The following is a 17,006-nucleotide window of genomic DNA, read 5'->3' as shown; positions in this document are numbered from 1 at the left end:
ATGCCGATCAAGAGTCTCCGGTCGTCGTGGCCCGCTGGTCTGGTCATCGCCGCTGCCGCCTCGCTGCTGCTGCCCCTGCCCGCGTCCGCGGCCCCGACCCCGCCGCGGCCCCTGCCGGGACCGGGGGCCGCTCTCGCCGCGTACGACTGCTCGCGCACCGGGGGGCGCTGGAACTGCCTCGCGGAGTGCGAGAGTACCGGCCGGTGGCACGTGAACACGGGGAACGGGTTCTACGGGGGCTTGCAGTTCAAGCAGTCCACCTGGGAGGAGTTCGGCGGGCTCAAGTACGCGCGGCGCGCCGACCTGGCCACCAAGGCGGAGCAGATCAAGGTCGCCGAGGCGGTGCTGCGGGTCCAGGGGTGGAAGGCCTGGCCCGTGTGCTCCAAGAGGATCCCCCGGGAGATCCGGGAAGGCTGGGGCGTCGTGCACGTCGTGAAGGCGGGGGAGACGCTGAGCTCCATCGCCCGGCGGTACGACGTGAAGGGCGGATGGGAAGCCCTGTATCGAGCCAATCGCGAGGAGGTCGGGAGCAGTCCTGACCGGTTGTCCGTGGGGGCGCGGCTGGTGATCCCGAAGAAGACGGCGAAGGGGTCCGAGCTGACGAAGGAGGGGAAGCCGGACAAGACTGGTAAGCCGGGCAAGAATGGCAAGCCGGGCAAGGACGGCATGGCCGGTAAGGGCGATAAGCCGGGTGCCGGCAAGGATGCGGACAAGCAACCGAAGCCTTCGGAGTCCGCGAAGCCTTCGGAGTCCGCGAAGCCTGGGGCTTCGGTGAAGCCATCGGGGTCGGCGAAGCCATCGGCGTCCGCGAAGCCTTCGGGGTCGGCCAAGCCTTCGGAGTCGGCTGAGCCCGTCGAGTCGGTGAAGCCTTCCGGCGTCGTCAAGCCCGGCTCTACGCCTCCGCCTGCATCGACACCGTCACCCACACCCACACCGACACCCACACCCACACCCACGTCTACGTCTCCGGTGTCCGGCGGCTGAGTTCTGCTGCTTCGCCGCTGAACACGACCGCGCCACGGCGCAGCTCGTGCACGACCACCGCCGTCCGGCCCGCGTGTTCGCGCAGGCCGGACGGCAGCCGCTGTTCCGCGGTCATGACGCAGGTGGGCGGGTCGCGCCTGCTCAGACCGGCGAGGAGCGCGTACGTCCGGGACGCGACGGCGGGGGACATGCCCTGGGTGGGTTCGTCGACCAGGATCACCCGGGCGCCGGCGGTCAGGAGGGCGCGGGAGACCGCGAGCATGCGCTGTTCGCCGCCGGAGAGGGTGCCTGCCGGGCGGGGCAGGAGGGGGCGCAGCTCGGGGTAGGCGTCCAGGGCCGGGGAGAGGTCGCCCCCGGGGCCGGAACCGGGTGCGGAGAGCCGGAGGTTCTCGGCGACCGTGAGGTGGCCGAAGACCGCTTGTCCGTCCGGTACGAAGCACAGGCCGCGCCGGGCGCGTGCGTGGGCGGGGAGCCGGGTGACGTCGGTGCCGTCCCAGGTGACGGCGCCGGTGGTGAGGGGAGCCGTGCCGGCGAGGGCGCGCAGGGTGGTGGTGCGGCCCGAGCCGTTGCGGCCCAGGAGGATGGTCAGGCCCGGTGCCGGGGCGGCGAGGGTCACGCCGTGCAGGGCTTCGAGGGGGCCGTAGCGGACGCGGGCCCGACGCAGTTCGATGCCGTTCCTCATGGGGCCGCCGCCCGGTCCAGGACCTCGGTCGGCGGGCCCGACGCGACGATGCGGCCGGCGGCCATGACGTGCACGGTGTCGGCGAGGTCGGCGACCAGGTCGATGTCGTGCTCGACCACCAGGATCGCCGTGCCGTCGGCGGCCAGGGCGCGCAGGACGCGGGCCAGGGCGGCCACTTCGGCGGTGTCCAGGCCTGCCGCGGGTTCGTCGAGGAGGAGGGTGTGGGGGTTTCCCGCGAGCGCTCGGGCCAGTTCCACGCGGCGGAGGGTGCCGGTGGGGAGGTCCGCGGCGGGGTGGTGGCGGGTCGTGTCGTGGTGGAGGGAGAGGAGGCGCAGGGTGTGGGCGGTGGCGCGGGGGTGACTGCGTCGGGCCTGGTCCGCGCCCACCTGGACGTTCTCGGTGACGGTCAGGGAGGGGAACACGGCCAGCTGCTGGAACGTGCGGGCCAGGCCGAGACGGGTGCGGGCGTGGGCGGGGGTACGGGTGATGTCGTGGCCGCCGAGGGTGATGCGGCCGGAGTCGGGCCGCAGGGTGCCGGCGAGGCAGTGGAAGAGGGTGCTCTTGCCCGCGCCGTTGGGTCCGACCACGGCGGTGATGCGGCCGGGGGGCACGGAGAGATCCACACCACCGAGAGCGGTGAAGCCGTCGTAGGAGGCGGTGAGGTGGTGAGCGGCGAGAGGGGCGAAGCCACGGGGCAATCGGGCAGGTGACCGGGAGAGCTTGTCGGTAAGGATGAGGCCACGAGGCAATCGGGCGGGTGGGCGGGAGAGCTTGTTCGTGAGGATGACGCCACGGGGCAACCGGGCAGGCGGGCGGGGCCGAAGGGAAAGAGGGAGAGCCCCCCGGGCCCGCAGGCCCACCGGGGTCAGAGAGGGGCGACGCCGCCGGGCGAACGGCAGCGCCCGGGACGTCAGCACCGCGAGAACGCCGATCAAGGCCGCCGCCACCCCACCCCGCGCCCCCGCGTCGAGCCCCACCAGCAGCGCCGCCGCCACACACGCCCCCAGCAGACTGTCCGCCCCCAGGACCACCACCGCCGCGAACCAGAGAAGCCCCCGCACGGGGTCGTACGCGGCGGGGTCGAAGGCCCGTAACCCCATGCCCAGCATCCCGCCCCCCAGGGCGGCCAGCGCCGCACCGGCCACGAACGCCGTGAGCTTCAGGGACCGTACCGGCACCCCCGCGGCCGCCGCCCCCGCCTCGTGATCCCGCATCGCGGCCAGCGCCCGCCCCGTGCGGCCCCGGCGCAGGCCCGCCGCGAAGAGCAACGCCCCGGCGAGCAGGACCAGTTCGAGGACGTAGTACGCCCGGTCGCCGTCGAACCCCGCGGGTCGCTCCAGGCCCAGGCCCGACGTCGCGTACGGCTGGGCGAAGACGAAGCGGCTGACCCCGACGCCGACCGCGAACGTCGCCAGGGCCAGCGCGAGGCCGCGGCGGCTGATCGCGGGCCAGCCGGTGACCAGGCCGAGGGGGGCCACCAGGAGGACGGCCACGGCCAGGGCGAGCAGCTGGGGGAGCTGGGGCAGGCCCGGGAAGCGGCCCGCCGCCAGGAGCGCGGTGAAGAGCGCGCCCAGACCCGCGTACGCCGCCTGGCCCAGGGATATCTGGCCGCCCCTGCCCGTGACGATGACCAGCGAGAGGAGGATGACGGCCAGGGCCGGCACCTGGACCGACGTGGTCAGGTCCGAGCCCGCGAAGCCCAGGGGGATGAGGAAGAGGACCGCCGCCACGATCCACGCGCCCGGCGGGGCCGGGAAGCGCGCCGTCGCCGCGCGGGGGAGCGTGGTCCGCGCGCCGGCGCCGGGGAGGACCAGGGCCGCGACGAGCAGGGCCACCACGAAGAGGTTCGCGCCCAGGGACTGCACGAGGGGCTCCGCCCAGCCGGACGGGTGCAGGCGGGTCAGCTGGCTCTGGGCCACGCCGAGCCCGAGGGCCACCACGACCGCGACGGACAGGCTCCGCATCCGGGCCGCCACCGCGACCGCCATCACCTCCATGACCAGCAGCGGCAGGCCGTAGGGGTCCAGACGTACGAAGGGGGCGAGCAGGGTGCCCGTGAGGCCCGCGGTGAAGGCGCCGAACGCCCAGCCCACGGAGGCCACCCGGTCCGCGTCGATGCCGCCGAGCACCGCGAGGGGGCGGTTGTCGACCACGGCCCGCAGTTCGGCGCCGAAGCGGGTCCAGCGGGTCACCGCCCAGACCGTCGCGGCGATGGCCGCAGTCACGGCCAACGGAGCCCAGGGGTCCGCCGAGAGGGTCGGCGCGTCGGACCGCGCTCCCGGGCCCCAGACCAGCGCGGCGCCCCCGACCAGGAGCACGAAGACGCCGATGGAGGCCACCAGGGTCTGGGCCGGGTCGCTGCCCAGGATCGACAGGGGGCGGAAGACGGCCTTCTCCAGGAGCAGGCCGATGGCCGGGGCGACCAGAAGGAGCGTGAGCGCCGTGGCCAGGGGCAGCGGCCAGTGCCACTCCACCACCAGCTGGCGCAGGAGGTACGCGCAGACCATCGCGATCGCGCCGTGCGCGAAGTTCAGGACGCCGGTCGCGCGGTAGGTGACGATCAGGCCGATGCCGGTGAGGGCCGCCGCGCTGCCGACCGCGAGCCCGGCCAGCGTCAGGTCGTAGCTCAGGGAGGACACCGGGTCAGTGCTCCGGTGCCGGGGTGATCGGGGTCGCCTTCGGTTCGCAGATGGGGCAGGGGCTCAGATCGCCGGTCGCCAGGATGTGGGCGTCCGCGGGGACCGCCTCCGGTTTGTCCGCCACCAGGGGGCAGTCCGCGCGGTGCCAGAGCGTGCCGCCCGGGATCATCAGCAGGTCGCCGCCGGCCGCCACCGGGTCCGGCTGTTCCTCCGGAGCGGGGGCCGTGCCCGCCGTGACCAGGAGCTCGTACAGCTCCTCGACGCGGGCCGTGGCCAGGGTGCTCCTGCCGTGGGCGAGGAGCACCGCCCCCGCGACGATCAGGGCGGCGCCCGGCACCGTGCACGAGGCGAGGTAGGGGAGTTGGCGCTCGGCGAAGCGTTCGCCGGACATGCCGTACCAGCCGATCACGCAGAGCACCGCACCGGCGGCGAGGGCGGCGAAGGCGGCCCAGAGGACGGGGCGCACGGCACGGAGCCCGGCCGAACGAGAGGTCTGATCCGGTTGAGCCGCCCGCATCTGCGCCCCCTGGGACACGTTCGTAGCGTCGGTGGGCTGTCCATGTCAGCCGATGGATTGCACTATGCCTTCTGCAAGCCGACCCTGAAAGCTCCGGGCCCTGATGACCCGGACCGATACCCGGTGGTGAGCCAGATGGTGCTCTGGACAAGCCCCAAGCGGGGGAGCGTTCGCAGGCGGGGAAGGGCGCGGAGCGCGGCGATGGCGGCTGCCGTGGTCCTGCTGGTCGCCCCGGCCGCCGTCGCGTGCGGCGACGACAGCGGCGGGGGCGGCGACAGCGCGCCGCCCGAGCCGTCCGCGGAGAAGTCGAGCGAGGAATCCCCCTCCGAAGCCCCTTCGGACGACGCGAGCGCCCCCGCGGATCCGGCGGCGGCCGAGAAAGAGGTCAAGAAGAACTTCGAGAAGTTCTTCGATCCCGCCGTCCCCGTCAAGGAGAAGGAGGACGTCCTGGAGAACGGGGCGAAGATGCGGGGCGTCCTGGACGGCTTCAGCGGCGACGAGCGCGGCAAGCAGGTCAGCGCCGACGTCAACAAGGTCGTGTTCGGCTCGGCGACCGAGGCGGACGTGACGTACGCCCTGACCCTGAAGGGTGCCACCGCGCTGCCCGACGCCTCGGGCACCTCCGTCCTCCAGGACGGCACCTGGAAGGTGTCCGTCAAGACGCTCTGCGCCCTGGTGAAGCTGAGCGGCAATGAGTCGCCCGGTCCGGGCTGCTGAGGCACTGGCCGCGGTCGCGCTGCTGGTGGTGGCGGCCGGGTGCGGCAGCCGGCTTCCCGAGAGCGACTTCGAGGACAGGAGCACGGCGCCCGCCCCTTCGGGGGCGCCGGTCCGCGTCGGCATCATCACCAGCGCGACCAGTCCGGTCGGCGGCTCCGCGTTCACCGGGCCCAGGGACGGCGCCAAGGCGTACTTCGAGCGGCTGAACGCGCGGGGCGGCATCGCGGGGCGCGAGGTCGAGGTGCGCACGTGCGACGACGGCGGCAGCGGTGTCGGCAACAACGAGTGCGTGCACAAGCTGATCGACGAGGAGCACGTCGTCGCGCTCGTCGCGACCACCTCGCTCGACTACGCGGGGGCCTCCCGGGTCTCCGCCGCCGGGGTGCCCGACGTCGGGGGCCAGCCGATCGGGTCCGCGTACGACACCTATCCGCATCTCTACGGGATCTACGGCAGCGTCGCCCCGCGCAACGGGAAGCCCGGCTGGGGCGGCAAGCTGGTCGGCGGGACCGAGGTCTACCGCTACTTCAAGCGCGAGCAGGGGGCGCGCACCGCCGCCGTCGTCTCCTACAACCAGGCCTCGTCCGCCGCGTACGCCCGGCTCGTCACCCGGGGCCTGAAGGCCGAGGGCTACAAGGTGGTCACCGAGCAGGTCGACTTCGCGCTGCCCAACTTCCGCGCGGTGGCGGCCGACCTGAAGGAACAGGGCGCCGACCTCGTCTTCGACGCGCTGGACACCCACGGCAACGCCCGGCTGTGCGAGGCGATGGACGACGTGGGCGTGCGCGTGACCGCCAAGGTCACCAACGTGCAGAACTGGACGTCCGCGGTGCCCGGCGACTACAAGGACGCACCGCGCTGCCGCAACGCTCTGTGGGCCACCGGCGCGAGCCGCAACCACGAGGACACCGACCGGCCGGCCGTACGCGAGTTCCGTGCCGCCATGAAGGGGCACGAGGAGCTGTCGCAGTGGCAGCTGGAGGGCTGGGCCGCCGCCATGTGGTTCACGGACGCGGCGGCGTCCTGCCGGGGTGAGGTCACGCGCGCGTGCGTGGACCGCTTCATGGACCGGGGCGAGTCGTACACCGCGCGGGGGCTGCTCCTGCCGGTGACGTACGAGCGGCGGGCCGATCCGCCCAGGACCCGCAGGACCTGTGTGTCGGTGGCGCGCTGGAAGGACGGTGAGGGCTGGGTCACACAGGGGGACATGAACGACAACTGCTTCGATGTGCCGCAGCTCTCCTACCAGCCATGATGCGTGCATCTAGCAGGAAGTTCCCGGAACCGGGTACCGATAGCACAACTGTTCAGGAACAAGATGATGATGAAACCCAACCCTCGGGCCGTAATCCCCGTCTAACCCTGCGGTAGGCGGACGAGAGGGATTGTCCGCGGGGAAGCGTGGGATACGGGGACGCATGCATATCTCTTTCCTGATTCATAACGCGTACGGAATCGGCGGGACGATCCGGACGACGTACAACTTGGCGAACACACTCGCCGAGCAGCACGACGTCGAGATCGTCTCCGTCTTCCGGCACCGCGACGACCCCGTGTTCTCGCCCGGCTCCCGCGTCCGGCTGAGCCACCTGGTCGACCTGCGCAAGGAAAGCCCCGGCTACGAAGGCGAGAGCCCCGAAGCCCTGCGGCCCGCGCGGACGTTTCCCAGCGCGGAGGGCCGCTACGACCAGTACAGCGCCCTGACCGACCGGCGCATCGCCGAACACCTCTCCTCCGTCAGCGCGGACGTGGTGGTCGGCACGCGCCCCGGCCTGAACGTGCACCTCGCCCGGGAGACCGCCCGCGGGCCGCTGCGCGTCGGCCAGGAGCACCTCACGCTCGACAGCCACTCCAAGGAGCTCCGCCGCCAGCTGCGCAGCGTCTACCCCCGCCTCGACGTCCTGACCACGACGACCGAGGCCGACGCCCGTGCCTACCGCCGCAAGATGCGCCTGCCCGGCGTCCATGTGCAGGCCGTGCCCAACCCCGTGCCCGCACCCGGCATCGAGCCCGCCGACGGCTCCCAGAAGTGGGTCGTCGCGGCGGGGCGGCTCGCCCCCGTCAAGCGGTACGACCTGCTGATACGGGCCTTCGACCAGGTGCGCGCGGAGCGCCCGGACTGGCGGCTGCGGATCTACGGCGGCGGCAAGCAGAAGGACAAGCTGCGCGCCCTGATAGACGAACTCGGCCTCTACAACCACGTCTTCCTCATGGGCCCGGCCCACCCCATCGAGCCCGAGTGGGCCAAGGGCTCCATCGCGGCCGTCACCTCCAGCCTCGAATCCTTCGGCATGACCATCGTCGAGGCCATGCGCTGCGGACTGCCCGTGGTGGCCACGGACTGCCCGCACGGCCCGGGCGAGATCATCGACAACGGTGTCGACGGACGCCTCGTCGAGGTCGGCAACCCCGACGCGATCGCGGGCGGCCTGCTCGAACTGATCAACAACGACCCGCTGCGCCACCGCATGGCGGGCGCCGCGCTCCAGGATTCCGAGCGCTTCGACCCGGCCCGCATCGCCGAACGCTACGACGCGATGTTCACCGGCATGCTCGACCGCGGCAGCTCCTTCGGCGGCCGGCTGCGCGGCTCGCTGCACCGCACCCGCGGCGCGCTGCTCGGCGGCGCCTACGCCGTGCGGGACATCGGACACGGGGTACCCCACACCGGCATAAAGACGAAGGGATTCACCGCATGACGGCTCTGGCCACCTCGGACGCCTCATCGCCCTGCGACACCGGTGCCGATCAGGACGTCGCGGCGGCACCGCGCGCCGACTGCATCGCGGACTCCGCCGGAGGCCTCACCTTCGACGTCACCGACCCCGGTGGCAAGGGCGCCGCCTACCTGCTGCTGCGCCGCCGCGACGCGGCCTCGGCCGCCGAGGACGTACGGCTGCCGCTGTCGCCCGCGGCCGACGGCAGGCTGCGGGCCGCGCTGCCCAGCAGCGTGCAGCTGGCCGAGGGCCGCTGGAACGCCTACGCGGAGGTCGGCGGCGGCACCCCGCGCCGCCTGGCGCCCGGCGTCAACGACCTGCGCTCGCTGGTCGACCGCGCCCCCAGCGGCGCCCGCGGCCACATCGCCGTCCGCATCCCGTACGCGACCAAGCAGGGCAACCTCTCCGTGCGCAGCTGGCTGCGCGCCCCGCACGCCGAGGTCGGGGAGCTGGAGATCGCCGGGACCGAGGTGACCGCGCAGGGCCGCGTCTACGGCACCGCGCTGACCGGCGCCGCGTACGCCGAGGCGACCCGGCGTGCCGCGCCCGAGCGGACCGAGCGCTCCGAAGTGAGCGCCGACGGCGTGGAGTTCAGCTTCGGCCTGCGCTGCGACGTGCTCGCGGCCGAGGGCCCGGGCCCCTGGGACCTCTGGCTGCGCCCCGCGGGCGAGAGCGGGCCCCGGATCCGGCTCGCACGGCTCCTGGACGACGTGCCGGACAAGAAGCAGATCTTCACCTACCCGGCGGTCCGGGTCGACACCGCGGCGCACGGCCCGCTGGAGGCGGGCCCGTACTACACGAACGACAACGACCTCTCGGTGCGGATCCGCGAGGCCAACACGGTCGAGGGCTGACCTCGGCGCGGGCCGGCGCCCGAGGCCGGCGGGGGACGGCGCCGTCGCGGACCGTGGCTGTCCGCGACGCCGGGCACAATCGGCCCCATGTTGGAGACCTCCGCACGCCTGCTCCGTCTGCTCTCGCTGCTCCAGGCCCACCGCGACTGGCCGGGCGCCGACCTGGCCGAGCGGCTCGGCGTCACCCCGCGCACCGTGCGGCGCGACGTGGACCGGCTGCGCGAGCTCGGCTACCCGGTCCACGCGAGCCCCGGCACGGGCGGCGGCTACCGGCTCGGGGCGGGCGCGGAACTGCCGCCGCTGCTCCTGGACGACGACGAGGCGGTCGCCGTGGCCGTCGGCCTGCGCACCGCCGCCGGACAGGGCATCGAGGGCATCGGCGAGACCTCCGTACGCGCCCTGGGCAAGCTGGAGCAGGTCCTGCCCGGCAGGCTGCGGCGCCGGGTGGGCGCCCTGACGGCGTACACCGTGCCGATGCTCACGGCCCCGCGGCAGCAGACCGTCGACCCCTCGGTCCTGACCGAACTCGCCCACGCCTGCCGGGACGCGGAGCGCCTGCGCTTCGACTACCGCGACCACGGCGGCAGTTCGACCCGCCGCACGGTGGAACCGCACCGCATCGTCTGCACCGAGCGCCGCTGGTACCTGGTCGCCTGGGACCTGGACCGCGGCGACTGGCGCACGTTCCGCGTGGACCGCGTCACCCCGAGGCCGCCGCACGGACCGCGCTTCGCGCCGCGCACCCCGCCCGCCGACGACCTCGCCGCGTACGTCTCCCGGGGCGTCTCCACGCACGCGTACGCCGCCCGGGCGGTGTTCCGGCTCCTGGTGCCCCTGGAGGAGGCGGCCCAGCGGGTCACCCCGTCGGACGGCACCCTGGAGGCCGAGACCGGGCACAGCTGCCTGCTGCGCACGGGCGCGATGAGCCTGGACGTCATGGTGATCCACGTGCTCCTGATGGGCTTCGAGTTCGAGGTCGTCGAGCCCGAAGACTTCACCGGGCGGATCAGCGAGGCTCGGGACCTCCTGAGCCGGGCCCTGGACCGGGGTGTTCGGTCTGCGGGTCCGGATACTGCGCCTGGGGCGGATGGAACGCCGCGAACTCAGGGTGGTGCAGGTCGAACGCCGGGGACTCCGAGCGGATCCGGGGCAGGGTGACGAAGTTGTGGCGCGGCGCCGGGCAGGCGGTGGCCCACTCCAGGGAGCGGCCGAAGCCCCAGGGGTCGTCGACGTCGACCTTCCGGCCGTACCTGGCGGTCTTCCAGACGTTGTAGAGGAACGGCAGCGTGGACATGCCCAGCAGGAACGCCCCCATGGACGAGACGGTGTTGAGCGCCGTGAAGCCGTCCGCCGCGAGGTAGTCCGCGTACCGCCGGGGCATGCCCTCCGCGCCCAGCCAGTGCTGCACCAGGAACGTCAGGTGGAAACCGGCGAAGAGCGTCCAGAAGTGGATCTTCCCGAGCCTCTCGTCGAGCATCTTCCCGGTGAGCTTGGGCCACCAGAAGTAGAAGCCGCCGAAGGTCGCGAAGACCACGGTGCCGAACACGACGTAGTGGAAGTGCGCCACGACGAAGTACGTGTCGGTGACGTGGAAGTCCAGGGGCGGCGAGGCCAGGATGACGCCGGTCAGACCGCCGAAGAGGAAGCTCACCAGGAAGCCGATCGCCCACAGCATCGGTGTCTCGAAGGACAGGGAGCCCTTGAGCATCGTTCCCGTCCAGTTGAAGAACTTCACGCCCGTGGGGACCGCGATCAGGAAGGACATGAAGGAGAAGAAGGGCAGGAGGACCGCGCCCGTCGCGAACATGTGGTGCGCCCACACGACGACCGAGAGCCCGGTGATGGCCATCGTCGCGCCGACCAGCGGCAGATATCCGAAGATCGGCTTCCGGCTGAAGACCGGGATGATCTCCGTGATGATCCCGAAGAACGGCAGCGCGATGATGTAGACCTCGGGGTGCCCGAAGAACCAGAAGAGGTGCTGCCACAGCAGCGCACCGCCGTTCTCCGGGGCGAACACCATGGAGCCGAAGCGCCGGTCCGCCTCCAGGACGAGCAGGGCGGCGGCCAGCACGGGGAACGCCAGGAGCACCAGGATCGAGGTGAACAGGACGTTCCAGGTGAAGACGGGCATCCGGAACATCGTCATGCCGGGGGCCCGCATCCCGATGATGGTCGTCAGGAAGTTCACCGAGCCGAGGATCGTGCCGAACCCGGAGAGCGCGAGGCCCATGATCCACAGATCGGCGCCGATCCCCGGCGACCGCTCCATGCTGTTGAGCGGCGCGTAGGCGAACCAGCCGAAGTTGGCGGGCCCGCCGGGCACCAGGAACGAGCCGAGCACCATCAGGCCGCCGAAGAGGAACAGCCAGTACGACAGCATGTTGAGCCGGGGGAAGGCCACGTCGGGGGCGCCGATCTGGAGCGGCATGATCTCGTTGGCGAAGCCCGCGAAGGTCGGCGTCGCGAAGAGCAGCAGCATGATCGTGCCGTGCATGGTGAACAGCTGGTTGAACTCGTCGTTCGACATCAGCTGAAGGCCCGGCCGGGCGAGTTCGGCCCGCATCGCCAGCGCCATCAGGCCCGCGGCGAGGAAGAACACGAACGACGTGATCAGGTACAGGTGCCCGATCTTCTTGTGGTCCGTGGTGGTCAGCCAGTCCACGAGGACCCGGCCCGGAGTCTTCTGCCGGAGTGGCGGTGCCGCCGCGGTCGCGGTCTCGGTCCCCATCGCTCGCCCCTTCGCCGTCGTGCTGCTCGCTGACCCTGCTCGAAGCACCCGCCATGATGCTCGCGTCGGACCCGGATCCGACAGGGGGCGTACGGGCCGGCTGTGCTGGAACCCTGAATTCCCTATACGGCGTCACCTCGCGCCGGGCGCACTGGATTCCGAATGGGGGAGGGTCTGTAAAAGGCTGGTCCGCTGTCTGTCCGGCACGCTATTAGGGTGGTATCGGCGTGCTCCCGATGAGCTTCCGGGGACCTCGCGGGAAATGCGGAAATGCCGTCGGAACAACTCCGGAACCGCCCGTACGTGTGACGGAGTTAAGGCGAAACGCACGTCGTGATCCTGTGACAGAAGCGTGACCGGAGGGGGACCGGTGACGCATGGTGTCCGGCTACGGCCTTCCCCGGCCGGGGCGGGCGGCCTAACGTGGCGTGCATGGCACCTATACCGACCCCTCCCGCCGAACCCCAGGACAGCTTGGACGCCTACGTCGGCGTCGCCGCCGAGGCCGCCGAGCGGCAGGCCCGCGAGCGCGGCTGGTCCACCGTCAGGTCGCTGCCGCCGGGCGCGATCATCACCATGGAGTACCTCGCGGGGCGGCTCAACTTCGAGGTCAAGGAAGGCGTCGTGATCCGCTGCTGGAAGGGCTGACCGCTCCGGAGGGCCTCGGCGGCCCTCGGCGGCCCTCGGCGGCCTCCGGCGGCGCAAGACCACGGCACGGCGAAAGGCCCCGGTTCCTGGACGGAACCGGGGCCTTCGCGGTGCGGGGGATGGGTTGTGCGTACCGGCCCCCGCTGTCTTGGGGCTAGCCGCCCGCCACCGGGCGGGGCGACGTGGCGGCGCGTGAGGAGCGCTCGGAGTGCGGCGGGCGGCGGCTGCCGGCCGGGGTGACCGGGCTGCGCTCGGAGCGCGGCGTGTGCGGGCCCGGCGCGAGGTAGGCCGGGGCGCGGGCGGGGCGGGCGGCACCGACCGGCTCGCGGGGCGGGGCGTCGCCGCCGGGCGCGGGCGCGGGCTGCGGCATCCTGGCCGGGGCCGGGGCGACCGGGGGCGCGAGGCCGGCGCGGCGGGCGCGCCACAGCTCCCGCACGCTGAAGATCCAGCCCTCGACCCGGGTGAGCAGCGGCTCCACCCAGGGCAGCGCGAGCAGGACGAGCAGACCCGCGGCCCAGCCGAGGAAGACGTCGCTCAGCCAGTGCGTGCCGAGGTAGACGGTGGTCAGGCCGACGCTGAGGGAGACCACGGCGGAGAGCGCCGAGAGATAGCGGCGGGTGCGCGGGGTGGAGGCCATGTAGGCCAGGATTCCCCAGGTCACCACGGCGTTGGCGGTGTGACCGGAGGGGAATATATCGCCGCCGAGCCACATCTCGTTGGCGCCGATCGTGGTGGCGTAGTGCGGGCCGAGGCGGCCCATGCCGATCTTGGCGGCGCCGACGGTGACGTTGAGCAGCAGCAGCGCGGCGCCGAACGTCAGGAGCGGGCGGATCGTGTGCTGGCGCCAGGAGCGCCAGCCCAGCCAGGCCGCGACCATCACGGCGGTGGGGCCGCGCTGGCCCAGGACCACCCAGTAGTCGAGGAAGGCGTGGATCTCGGGCCACTGCTGGTAGGGCCGGAAGAACATGACCTGCCAGTCGAACCGCACCAGCCACGACGTGGTCAGCACGGCGACCACGATGGCGAGGTAGAAGGCCAGGGTCGCGCTGAAGAGCACGATCCTGTGTCTGCTCATCCTCGGCAGGTCGAGGCCGGCCGGTCGTTCCGGCTCCCGGTCGAGACGGGCGAAGACCCGGTCCAGACGGGTGAGGTTTCGTTCGGTACGCACCCAATCGACGTTACAGCGAGTGAGTGCGGGACTAGGCCGAATCAGTGGCTTTGTGATGACGATGTGATGTGGCATTGATCTCAGACGCGGCTTTATTCCGGCGGTTTACCTATTACGAGATCGCACCCTTACCGAATTCGTAGATCATTCACACCGCCGTTTTATGCCCCTTATTAATTCGTTCACCGGGGGCTGGTGCGGAATTTCCCGCCCGCTCACCGGGCGCCCGGAAATGATCATGGCGGACCCGAGCCGTTCAGCCAGAACGCCCCGTACGCCGCGCTCACCGCGGCCACACCCCCCAGCACCAGCGCCGACCTGGACGTACGCAGTCGGGCGAGGGCCACGGCGAGGGGCATCAGCAGGGGGAAGGCGGGCAGCAGGAGGCGCGGCTTCGAGCCGAAATAGCCCGCGGCGCACAGCGCGAGCGCCACGACGGTCCCGCAGTACACGAGCAGGGGCAGCGGCTGCTTCTGCCGTACGCCGACGACGTACAGCCAGACCACCAGGGCGACCCCGACGATCAGGCCGACCCCCGCGAGGGCCGCGGGGAAGCCGGTGAACTTCTCGCCGACGAAGCGGGCGAAGGCGTAACCGAAGTCGAAGCCGTTGCCCCAGCCCGCCTGGACGTCGAGATAGCCGAGCAGGCCGTCGCCGGTGCGACGGCCGACCCACAGGACGTAACCGGCGGCCCCGAGCGGGGCGAGGACCACCCCGAGGATCATGCGTGCGTCCGGCCGGCGCTCCCGGTACAGGCGGACGGCGGCCGTCACCCAGATCGCGGCGACGACCGCCGCGCCGACCGGCCGGGTCAGACCCGCGCACGAGGCGAGCACGCCCGCCCACACCCAGCGTCCGGTGAGCACCGCGTACAGCGACCAGGCCGCGAGCGCCGTGAACAGTGACTCGCTGTACGCCATCGACTGCACGATCCCCACGGGCAGGACCGCCCACAGGGTGACCGCGCAGATCCCCGCCCGTCGCCCGTAGAGGTGATCGGCGATCGCGAAGATCCCCCCGGCCGCGCAGAGCGAGGCGAGCCAGCTCACCACGAGGCCCGCGTCGGCGTACGACAAGGGGCTGATCGCCGAGACGAGCCGTTCCAGCCACGGCAGCAGCGGGAAGAAGGCGAGGTTCGAGTGGACGCCGCCGTCCGGGAGCGTCACCTGCCAGCCGTAGCCGTGCTCGGCGACGCGGGTGTACCAGAGCGAGTCCCAGCGGGCCGTGAGGAGCGTGTGCGCGCTCTTGCCCGCCGCCGCGCTCCACGCCGCGAGGACCGCGACCCCCAGGGCCCGCACCCCCGCGTAGGCGAGGAGGGCGGGCGCCGCACGGCGCAGCGCGGCGCTCGCACGGGCGCCGTACGACGGCGGGGGCGGGCGTTGATCCAGGTCAGTCACGGGCTCGATTATCGGCGCAGCCGGGAACCGGCCCACAGACCGGGGGCGTGGTCCATGCGTGGGCAGCGTGGCGTACGCCACACCCTCTCCGCTCAACCATGAGAGGTCCGCCACGCGCCACGGCCGTGAACTCGCGTACTCTGACGGCTCACTCGCCTTTCGCCGCCGCCAGCTGGGAGATCACGTTCCGCGGGGCCGCCGATGCGAGGGATCACTGGGAGGTATCGCACATGTCGGGTTCAACCACGGCCACCGCTCCTTCCGGCCGTCGGGTACCCGGGTCGCAGGGCGGCGCCAACCGCTGGCTGGTGCTCGTCGTTCTCTGTGTCAGCCTGCTGCTCGTCGCCGTGGACGCCACCGTCCTGCACGTGGCGGTGCCCGCCGTCACCGAGGACCTGAAGCCCGGCGGCATCGAGCTGCTGTGGATCGTGGACGTCTATCCGCTGGTCTGCGCCTCGCTGCTCATCCTCTTCGGCACGCTCGGCGACCGGGTGGGCCGCAGACGCGTGCTCCTCCTCGGGTACGCGCTCTTCGGCGTGGCCTCGGCCGTCGCGGCCATGGCGGACAACGCCCAGATCCTGATCGCGGCCCGCGCCCTGCTCGGCATCGGCGGCGCGATGATCATGCCCGCGACCCTCTCGATCCTGCGCCAGGTCTTCCCCGACCGGCGTGAGCGCGCCGTCGCCATCGGGGTGTGGAGCGCGGTGGCCGGCATCGGCGCCGCGGGCGGGCCGCTGCTCGGCGGCTTCCTCCTGGAGCACTTCTGGTGGGGCTCGGTCTTCCTCATAAACATCCCGCTGATGCTGGTCAGCCTGCCCATCGGGCGCCTGCTCCTGCCCGAGTCGACGGGCGACCGCGACGGGCCGTGGGACGTCGTCGGCGCGCTGATGGCCGCGGGCGGCCTCTTCGGCCTGGTGTTCGCGGTCAAGCGGGCGGGCGGCGGCGAGTCGCCGTTCGGCATGACCACCCTCCTCTCGTTCTTCCTCGGCGCGGTCCTCCTGGTCGGCTTCGTGCGCAGGCAGCGGCGGCGCACGCACCCGCTCATCGACCTGTCGATGTTCGCGCGGCCCGCGTTCAGCACCTCGCTCGGCTGCATCGTGCTCGCGATGCTCGCCCTGGTGGGCCTTGAGCTGGTCGCCGCGCAGTACCTCCAGCTGGTGCTCGGCCTGTCCCCGCTGGAGACCGGCATGCGGCTCGTGCCGCTCACCGTCGCCGCGATGGTCGCGGGCCTGGCCGGATCGAAGTTCCTGCACCGCTTCGGGCCGCGCACGATGGTCGCCTCCGGCTTCACCCTGACCGCGGTGGCGGTGGTGGTGCTCACCGGGATGGGCGACCAGCTCAACGACCCGCTGATGATCACCAGCTTCGTGCTGCTCGGCCTCGGCCTCCAGACCACCCTCTTCGGGTCGTACGAGTCGATGCTCAGCGAGGCGCCCCAGGCGCAGGCGGGCGGCGCCGCCGCGATCGGCGAGACCTCGTACCAGCTGGGCGCGGGCATCGGCATCGCGCTGCTCGGCAGCGTCATGAACGCGGCGTACGCGCCCGGCCTGTCGTCCGTGCCGGGCGTCCCCGCCAAGGAGAGCGCCGCCGCGGGCCACTCGCTGGGCGAGGCGTACGAAGTCGCCGCGGGGCTCGGCGGCCGGGCGGGCGAGGCGCTGCGCAGCGCGGCGCGCGAGTCCTTCGTGCACGGACTGCACGTGACCCTGCTGGTCAGCGCGGGGCTGCTGCTGCTCGGCGCGCTGATGGCCCTGAAGCTGCCGCGCACCATGGAGTGCGGGGGCGCGGAGGCGCTTCCCGACCAGGGGGTGCCCTCGCCCCGGGGCGAGGCGGGGGTCCCCGCGGAATCCGTCCGCTGACGCCTCCCGGCCCCGGCCGGAGGGTGCGCCGCCCACCCGCCCTTGTTCCTGCGTGACCCCGCGTCGTAACGTCAACCCGAGCCGTAAGTAACTACC

Annotated in this window: 13 protein-coding genes and 1 pseudogene; 8 read left to right on the top strand and 6 right to left on the bottom strand. The window is 72.4% G+C overall.

The window, feature by feature from the left end:
- On the top strand, positions 1-984 hold the full coding sequence (locus QBL25_RS11105) for a transglycosylase family protein (RefSeq protein ID WP_409056860.1): 984 nt from the start codon (positions 1-3) through the stop codon (positions 982-984).
- Here the strand turns inward: QBL25_RS11105 and QBL25_RS11100 are convergent.
- From QBL25_RS11100 to QBL25_RS11090, 3 genes are read right to left on the bottom strand one after another with little or no spacing between them, the layout of a single operon-like run.
- The gene (locus QBL25_RS11100) at positions 959-1,666 is read right to left on the bottom strand and encodes an ABC transporter ATP-binding protein (RefSeq protein ID WP_409056859.1); all 708 of its coding nucleotides are present in this window, start codon (positions 1,664-1,666) and stop codon (positions 959-961) included. The two genes, QBL25_RS11105 and QBL25_RS11100, sit on opposite strands and share 26 nt — an antisense overlap.
- Positions 1,663-4,305: an ABC transporter permease subunit gene (locus tag QBL25_RS11095; RefSeq protein ID WP_409056858.1), complete on the bottom strand. Its 2,643-nt coding sequence runs from the start codon at positions 4,303-4,305 to the stop codon at positions 1,663-1,665. Before QBL25_RS11095 ends, QBL25_RS11100 begins: the two co-directional genes overlap by 4 nt.
- 4 nt (positions 4,306-4,309) lie before the next feature.
- A complete protein-coding gene (locus QBL25_RS11090) occupies positions 4,310-4,822 on the bottom strand; it encodes a hypothetical protein (protein ID WP_409062609.1) in 513 nt (170 codons plus the stop codon).
- A 201-nt stretch (positions 4,823-5,023) separates the two neighbouring features.
- On the opposite strand from QBL25_RS11090, the gene QBL25_RS11085 reads away from it, so the two are divergent.
- The 5 genes from QBL25_RS11085 (at position 5,024) to QBL25_RS11065 (ending at position 10,268) form a co-directional block, all read left to right on the top strand.
- Positions 5,024-5,539 carry a hypothetical protein gene (locus QBL25_RS11085; RefSeq protein WP_409056857.1) on the top strand — a complete coding sequence of 172 codons (516 nt, stop codon included), beginning with the start codon at positions 5,024-5,026 and terminating at the stop codon, positions 5,537-5,539.
- On the top strand, positions 5,514-6,794 hold the full coding sequence (locus tag QBL25_RS11080; RefSeq protein ID WP_409056856.1) for an ABC transporter substrate-binding protein: 1,281 nt from the start codon (positions 5,514-5,516) through the stop codon (positions 6,792-6,794). The genes QBL25_RS11085 and QBL25_RS11080 overlap by 26 nt, the downstream gene beginning before the upstream one ends.
- 163 nt (positions 6,795-6,957) lie before the next feature.
- Complete coding sequence (locus tag QBL25_RS11075; protein ID WP_409056855.1) at positions 6,958-8,238, top strand: glycosyltransferase family 4 protein; 1,281 nt, start codon at positions 6,958-6,960, stop codon at positions 8,236-8,238.
- A complete protein-coding gene (locus QBL25_RS11070; RefSeq protein WP_409056854.1) occupies positions 8,235-9,110 on the top strand; it encodes a hypothetical protein in 876 nt (291 codons plus the stop codon). The genes QBL25_RS11075 and QBL25_RS11070 overlap by 4 nt, the downstream gene beginning before the upstream one ends.
- 87 nt (positions 9,111-9,197) lie before the next feature.
- Positions 9,198-10,268 (top strand): helix-turn-helix transcriptional regulator, encoded by a 1,071-nt coding sequence (locus QBL25_RS11065; protein ID WP_409056853.1) that lies wholly within the window; start codon positions 9,198-9,200, stop codon positions 10,266-10,268.
- A 46-nt stretch (positions 10,269-10,314) separates the two neighbouring features.
- Here the strand turns inward: QBL25_RS11065 and ctaD are convergent.
- Positions 10,315-11,841 (bottom strand): annotated as a pseudogene (ctaD, locus tag QBL25_RS11060) (cytochrome c oxidase subunit I); the annotation flags it as partial.
- Positions 11,842-12,273: 432 nt separating this feature from the next.
- Here ctaD and QBL25_RS11055 point away from each other — a divergent pair.
- Positions 12,274-12,489 (top strand): I78 family peptidase inhibitor, encoded by a 216-nt coding sequence (locus QBL25_RS11055; RefSeq protein WP_409056852.1) that lies wholly within the window; start codon positions 12,274-12,276, stop codon positions 12,487-12,489.
- A gap of 154 nt (positions 12,490-12,643) precedes the next feature.
- On the opposite strand, the gene QBL25_RS11050 is transcribed toward QBL25_RS11055, so the two are convergent.
- On the bottom strand, positions 12,644-13,657 hold the full coding sequence (locus QBL25_RS11050; RefSeq protein WP_409056851.1) for a phosphatase PAP2 family protein: 1,014 nt from the start codon (positions 13,655-13,657) through the stop codon (positions 12,644-12,646).
- A 236-nt stretch (positions 13,658-13,893) separates the two neighbouring features.
- Positions 13,894-15,054, bottom strand: a complete 1,161-nt coding sequence (locus QBL25_RS11045; RefSeq protein WP_409056850.1) for a hypothetical protein — start codon at positions 15,052-15,054, stop codon at positions 13,894-13,896.
- Positions 15,055-15,284: 230 nt separating this feature from the next.
- Between QBL25_RS11045 and QBL25_RS11040 the strand changes: the two genes are divergently transcribed.
- Positions 15,285-16,910, top strand: a complete 1,626-nt coding sequence (locus tag QBL25_RS11040) for an MFS transporter (protein ID WP_409056849.1) — start codon at positions 15,285-15,287, stop codon at positions 16,908-16,910.
- Positions 16,911-17,006: the final 96 nt, after the last annotated feature.

Origin of the sequence: Streptomyces sp. SYP-A7185, assembly GCF_046103685.1 — a bacterium.
Lineage (GTDB): Bacteria > Actinomycetota > Actinomycetes > Streptomycetales > Streptomycetaceae > Streptomyces.
This window is presented reverse-complemented; position numbering and strand designations above follow the sequence as displayed.